5 protein-coding genes are annotated in these 6,375 nt (G+C 71.4%); 3 read left to right on the forward strand and 2 right to left on the reverse strand.

Features of this window, described 5'->3' with window-relative positions:
- Nucleotides 1–53: 53 nt before the first annotated feature.
- Together AB0C29_RS26405 and AB0C29_RS26410 are read right to left on the reverse strand one after the other, a co-directional pair.
- Nucleotides 54–2,573, reverse strand: coding sequence for a S8 family serine peptidase (locus AB0C29_RS26405; protein ID WP_360825235.1), 2,520 nt, complete (start codon nucleotides 2,571–2,573; stop codon nucleotides 54–56).
- Between the two features lie 108 nt (nucleotides 2,574–2,681).
- Nucleotides 2,682–3,221: a MarR family transcriptional regulator gene (locus tag AB0C29_RS26410; RefSeq protein ID WP_360825238.1), complete on the reverse strand. Its 540-nt coding sequence runs from the start codon at nucleotides 3,219–3,221 to the stop codon at nucleotides 2,682–2,684.
- A gap of 90 nt (nucleotides 3,222–3,311) precedes the next feature.
- Here AB0C29_RS26410 and AB0C29_RS26415 point away from each other — a divergent pair, with 90 nt between their 5' ends.
- From AB0C29_RS26415 to AB0C29_RS26425, 3 genes are all read left to right on the forward strand, one after another.
- Complete coding sequence (locus AB0C29_RS26415; RefSeq protein WP_360825240.1) at nucleotides 3,312–3,911, forward strand: hypothetical protein; 600 nt, start codon at nucleotides 3,312–3,314, stop codon at nucleotides 3,909–3,911.
- A 109-nt stretch (nucleotides 3,912–4,020) separates the two neighbouring features.
- Complete coding sequence (locus AB0C29_RS26420; RefSeq protein ID WP_360825243.1) at nucleotides 4,021–4,503, forward strand: TrkA C-terminal domain-containing protein; 483 nt, start codon at nucleotides 4,021–4,023, stop codon at nucleotides 4,501–4,503.
- Between the two features lie 79 nt (nucleotides 4,504–4,582).
- Nucleotides 4,583–6,375 (forward strand): proton-conducting transporter membrane subunit (locus tag AB0C29_RS26425; RefSeq protein WP_360825246.1); only part of this gene is annotated, 1,793 nt, incomplete at its 3' end.

Genomic DNA, 6,375 nt, shown 5'->3' on the forward strand with positions numbered 1-6,375 from the left:
GTTGCCGTGCCGCCTCGGCGGCACGGCAACCGCAATCCATCAGTGACGAAACGCTACTTCAGCGTGAGGGCAAGGGTGAACGTGAACGCTTTGCCGTTCATGTCGATCGCGGTGGCGGTGACGGTGGCCGCTGTGCGCACCTGGGCCGGCAGAGCGGAGAAGGCCAGGTTGCCGGCGTTGTCCGCGACCGCGCTGCCCAGCACCAGCGAGGTGACCACAGTCTTGGGGACCGGCTTGTTGTTGACCGTCGTCGTGGTGGTGACTTTGTAGGCCTCCGTGAAAGTCACCGTGGTCCCCGGCTTGAGCGAAGTACCGGTGACGTTCAGCTTGCTGCCTGCCGTCAGTGTTGCCGTGGTGGCGAGAAGCTTGCCGGCCGGGTAGGTCCAGAGGCGTTGCACCATCGACGACGGCTTGCTGGCACCGGCGGCGTTGCTCGCCGTCACCGTGTACTTGTAGGTCACGTTGGCGGCTGCGGACGTGTCGGTGTAGCTGAGCCCGGCAGTGGTGGCCAGCTGTACGCCGTCGCGCTGGACCGCGTAGGCGGTCGCGGCACTGGTGCCGGCGTTGACGACCGGAGCCCGCCAGTCCAGCCTGATGGCACCGATCGTTGCGGTGGTGCTGAGCCCGGCCGGTGTGGCGGGCGCCTTGTACGCCAGCTCCTTGTTGCTCCGGGCGGACTCTCCGGCCGGGTTCACCGCCGACACTGTGTAGGCGGGGTTGGCGCCTGCGGGGGCAGTGGTGTCGGTATAGGCGAGCGTGGTGACGCTCGCCAGTAGTGCACCTTCTCGGTAGACCTTGTACGAGACCGGAGTGCCGGACACGGCGGCCTGGGCGACCGGTGCCCGCCAGGTCAGTTTGCTCGTACCGGCCACGGTGAGGGCGGCGAGCGCCGTGGGGGCGGCCGGAACGAGGTAGGCCACCGTCGAGTCGGTGCGGGCGGACTCCCCGGCCGGGTTGATGGCTGACACCGAGTACGCGTGGTTGGTGCCCGCCTGGTCGGTGTAGGTGGGGACGGCTGTGGTGGCTACCGGGACGCCGTCGCGGTAGACCCGGTATCCGCTGGCCTGGTCAGAGATCGCGAGTTTCTCCGGGGCGGTCCAGCGGAGGGCGATCGAGGTGGCCGTGGCGGTGACGACCAGTTTGGTGGGGGCGGCCGGTGTCAGGTACGCGGGCACTCCGGCGCTGGGCCGCGAGAAGGCATCGCCGGCGATGGCAGCCACGGTGTAGGTGTAGTTGGTGGCCGCGGCGATTGTCTTGTCCACGAAGGACACTGTGGTGGTGTTGTCCAGCGCGAGACCGTTGCGATAGATGGCGTACGAGGTCGCGCCGGGGGTGGTGGCGGTCTTCTCGGAGGCGGCCCAGCTGAGCGAGATGGCGGTTCTGCTCGGCACGACGACCAGCTTGACGGGCACGCTCGGGGCCGGGGTGACCGGGCGCGGAGCGGCCGGGGGAGCGCCCGGGGGAGCCGGCAGCAGCGCGGTCAGGTTCAGCAGCCCGGCACCGCTGGCGGCGTCGCGGCCGGCGCTCTCGATGTCGGTGGCGGTACTCTCCAGCGCCGCCCGGGTGCCGGCCTCGGTGCTGCCGGGGTGGGTGGCGCGGTAGAGGGCGGCTGCGGCAGCGACGTGGGGGGTGGCCATCGAGGTGCCCGACTTGTAGCTGTAGTGGCCACCCCGGTCGGTACTGATGATGTTGACGCCGGGTGCCGCGATGTCGGCGGTGCCGCTGGAGTTGCTGAACGCGGCAGTGACGTTCTGCGAATCCGTGGCGGCGACGCCCTCCGCACCCGGCGAGGCACCCGGCCACATCCTGGTGTTGCCCGAGGCCCGGTTGTTGCCGACGGCGGCGACGACCACCACGTTGTGCTCGGTCGCGTACTTGATCGCGCTGTCGTAAGAGGGCGCATAGCCACCACCGATGCTCATCGTGATGACGGTCGCGCGGTGGTCGACGGCGTAGACGATGCCGTCCGACACGCTGGTGGAGGAGCCCTGCCCGGTGGGCCCCAGGACCCGGACCGGGAGGATAGGCACGCCTGGGGCGATACCCGCGACGCCCTTGCCGTTGTTGAAGACGGCGCCGACGGTGCCGGCCACGTGAGTGCCGTGGCCATGGGGATCGGCGCAACCGTTGGTCGATTGCCCGTCGTCGGTGAAGTCGGCACCGATGTCGCAGCGGATCTGGCCCGGGGCGAAGTCCTCGTGGTCGGATCTGATGCCGGTGTCGAGGACCGCGACCAGCTGGCTGCCGGTCGCCACGTAGGCGAAATCGTCGCTGGCCAGCTTGGCGTTGCCCCACTGCTTGGCGCGGTAGGTGTCGTCGGGGGTGGCGAGGACCGCGGCCGGCACTTCGGTGGAGACCTCCACGACACCGGCCATGGCGGCCGCCTTTCGGCGCTCCTGGGCGACGGTGGCGGCTTCCACCTCGATGAACGTGGGGCGTCCGCCCTCGTCCAGCACGGTCGCGATGGTGTCCACCGCGGCACCGTCCTGGGGGCCGGCGACAGCTGCCAGAGGCGTGGAGAAGATGACCGCCCCGAGTGCGGCCAGTACGACACTTCCATACCTGAGGGACATGGAGGAGCTCCTCGGTCGCCGGCCGTCAGGCTTCGCCGGACGTACCGACCCATGCCATCGGCATGCCGGCGCCGAACTCCAGAGAAATCGCCGCGGCCCGGCGGCCGGCTACCGGCCGACGGCGGTGTCGGCGCCGGGGAAAATCGCCGCTTCGGTACGCCGGGACTGGCGTCGTGGGCCGGCAGTGCTGTCCTGGGGCACTTGGGCGAGCTCGTCGGCCAGCCGGTGCATGAGGGCGGCCAGGGTGCCCCGATCGGTGTCGGACCAGCCGTCGAGGGCGTTCTCGAACAGGCGCACGCCGGCCCGGTCGATCGTCTGGAGCCGCTGCCGGCCCTCGTCGGTCGCGGTCAGCAGGACCGCTCGCCGGTCGCCCGGGTCGCTGTGGCGGGTGACGACGCCGCGCTCTTCGAGGCGGTGCACCTGGGGGGTGACCGTCGACTTGTCGACGCCGTGCCAGGAGGCGAGATCCGAGACCCGGACCGGGCCGTGCCGGACGATCATCCGCAGCAGCGTGATGTCGTTGGTGGACAGGGTCTGCGCCGCGGCGCCGAGCAGCGATCGGCGGACGTCGCCGCGATGGGCCCACCACAGCAGGGTGGTGAACGCCTCCTGGACCCGTTCGGCGGGCCGGGTGTCGTCTGGGAGCACGTGCCGGAGATTACCACTAGTTGGTTTGCCCCAACCAACTATGTGCGATATGGTTGGGCTATACCAACTATCGGAGGGTGGCGAGCAGTCGTGGTCACCACGGCAGTCCTGATCCGCAGCACGCAGCCGGCCGGGGAGTCCGTCCACCGCTTGGCGGAGTTCGGCAGTTGTCGCGAGGCCGAGCGCATGGCGGGCCGGCTGTCCGACGCCGGGTTCCCGGTCGAACGGGTCCGCATCGTCGGGACCGGTCTGCGGACCGAGCCGGCGACCGCCCGCCCCGACAAGACCGGCCCCCACAACGCCGGCCCCGACAACGCCGGCGCCGACAGGACCGGCGCCGACAGGACCGGCGCCGACACGACCGGCCGCCACAGGATCCGGGCGGCGCTGCTCGGTGCCGGCCTCGGCGCCTGGCTGGGCCTGCTCACCGGGCTGGTGCTCGGGCTGTTCATCGCCGGGCCGGCCTGGCTGAGCGTGCTGCTGGGCGGCCTGCTGATCGGTGCCTTCCTCGGCGGACTCGTCGGGTTGCTCACCCACTGGGCCGTCGACAAACGGACCGATCACGCCCACTGGGCCGTCGACAAACGGACCGATCACGCCGGCCCGAGCGTGATCCGGGCGCAGCGATTCGCCGTCGAGGTCCACCCGGCCTACGCGGCAGAAGCTGTGCGGGCGCTCGACCCGGCCTGAGCCACCGCGATGCCGGGGGCCGCCGACCGCATCGCGGGGGAGGCCCGGCGCGCCGCGGCGGTTGACACCGCAGGACCCGAGACGACATGTTGATCCTGGAGGCTGACTCATGGAGCTGCAGAGAACCGCACTGCCCGGGACGGGCGTGGCGTACTCGCTCGCCACAGCCGAGGGGCAGCACATCGGCGTGGTGGCTCATCTGAGCGGCCGGCGGGACCTGATCTCCTACGACCCGCAGGACCCCGAACGGGTGCTGCACAGTGTGGCGCTGGACCAGAGCGAGGCCCGGACAGTCGCCCACCTGCTCGACCTCCCGGTCTTTGTGGACCAGGTGACCGCCCTGGCCCGCGGGCTCGACGGCGTGGAAGCCGTGCGCATCCCGGTCCCGGCGGCCTCGCCGTACTGCGGGCGCAGCCTGGGCGACACCCGCGCCCGTACCCGCACCGGCGCTTCCGTCGTGGCGGTGGTCCGCGACGGCCGGGTGATTCCTTCACCCCGGCCTGATTTCGAGTTCCGGCCGGGCGACGGTGTCGTGGCCGTCGGCGACGACGCGGCCACGGCCGCACTGCGGGAACTGCTGATCAACGGCTGACCCGCCGCCCGGTGGGCACCGGACCGATGGACGCGTACGCGCCATCCGCGCGAGACCGCGGGTGGAGGAGGGACGACGCATGCTCGTACTGCTGACGGTTCACCTCATCGCGGCGATGCTCGCGCCGCCCCTGGTGCGGTGGCTGGGGCTGCGCGCGTTCTACGTCCTGGCCCTCGTGCCGGCCGCCGGGCTGGGCTGGGCGCTCACCCACACCGCCGGGATGCGCGACGGAGGTGCGGTCGCCGAGGTGTATCCGTGGGTCGGACAGCTCGGCATCGAGCTGGCCTTCCGGATGACCACGCTGTCCTGGCTGATGGTGCTGCTCGTCGGCGGCGTGGGTGCGCTCGCCCTGGTCTACTGTGCCCGCTACTTCACCGCCGCTGAGCCGGGGCTGGCCCGCTTCGCCGGGGTCTTCGTCGGATTCGCCGGTGCGATGCTCGGCCTGATCGTCTCCGACAACCTGATCGTGCTGTACGTCTTCTGGGAGCTGACCACGGTCTTCTCCTACCTGCTGATCGGCCATGACCCGAGCAGCCGGGCTGCCCGGCGGGCCGCCCTGCAGGCGCTGATCGTCACCACGCTGGGTGGGCTGGCGATGCTGGTGGGCGTCATCATGCTCGGCGAGCACGCCGGCACCTACCGCTGGTCGCAGGTGGTGGGCGCACTGCCGGACGGCGGCTACCTCGCGGTCGCGGTGATCCTGCTGCTGCTCGGCGCCCTCTCCAAGTCGGCGATCTTCCCGTTCAGCTTCTGGCTGCCCGCGGCGATGGCCGCACCGACACCGGTCAGCGCCTATCTGCACGCGGCAGCGATGGTCAAGGCCGGCGTGTTCCTGGTCGCCCTGCTGGGCCCGGCGCTCGCCGATGCCGCGTCCTGGCGTCCGGTGGTGCTGGTCGCCGGCACCGTCACGCTGCTCTTCGGCGGCTGGACGGCGCTGCGTCAGCACGACCTGAAACTGCTGCTCGCGTACGGCACCGTCAGTCAGCTCGGTCTGCTGGTCGTCGTCCTCGGGGCCGGCTTCCGGGACGCGGCGCTGGCCGGGGCCATGATGCTGCTGGCGCACGCGATGTTCAAAGCAGCTCTCTTCTTCGTGGTGGGCATCATCGACCACACCACGGGCACCCGTGACCTGCGCGAGCTCAGCGGCCTGCGGCGTTCGGCCCCGGCGCTGTGGGTGGTCGCCGTCCTCGCCGCGGCCTCGATGGCCGGCGTGCCGCCGCTGGCCGGTTTCATCGGCAAGGAAGCCATCTTCGAGGCGTTCCTCCACGGTGGCCGGTGGGAACAGGTCGTGCTGGCCGGCGTGGTCAGCGGATCCGCGCTGACCGTCGCGTACACGTTGCGTTTTCTCTGGGGTGCCTTCTCCGACAAGCCGGCAGTGGCTCCCCGCACGGTCCATCGGGTGTCCTGGGCCTTTCTCGCGCCGGCGGCGCTGCTGGCGGCCGCCGGCCTCGTGGCCGGGCTGGGCGCCGCGCCGCTCGACGGCCTGCTGGCCGGTTATGCCGACCTCTATCCCGATGAGGGCGGCTACCACCTCGCCGTCTGGCACGGTCTGACGTCGGCGCTGGCATTGTCCGCGCTGGTGCTGGCCGGGGGCGGGGCCGTGTTCGGGCTGACCCTGCGGACCCGGTGGTGGCGGCGGCTGCGGCTGCCGGTGGACGGAGCCACCGGCTACGAACGGTCGGCCGACGGGTTGGGCCGGCTCGCGGTCGAGGTCACCGGGGCCACCCAGCGCGGCTCGCTACCGGTCTATCTGGGCACCATCCTGCTCGTGCTCGTCGTGCTGGGCGGCGGTGCCCTGGTGGCCGGCGGGCCCTGGGCCGGCCCGGTCGACCAGTGGGACAACCCGCTGCAGCTGGTCCCGGCGGTCGTGCA

The organism is Actinoplanes sp. NPDC048791, from assembly GCF_040650095.1.
GTDB lineage: Bacteria > Actinomycetota > Actinomycetes > Mycobacteriales > Micromonosporaceae > Actinoplanes.

Excerpts from the sequence above, each read along its gene's own strand:
- AB0C29_RS26405 (WP_360825235.1), bottom strand. The coding sequence starts at position 2,573 with ATGTCCCTCAGGTATGGAAGTGTCGTACTGGCCGCACTCGGGGCGGTC.
- AB0C29_RS26420 (WP_360825243.1), top strand. The coding sequence starts at position 4,021 with ATGGAGCTGCAGAGAACCGCACTGCCCGGGACGGGCGTGGCGTACTCG.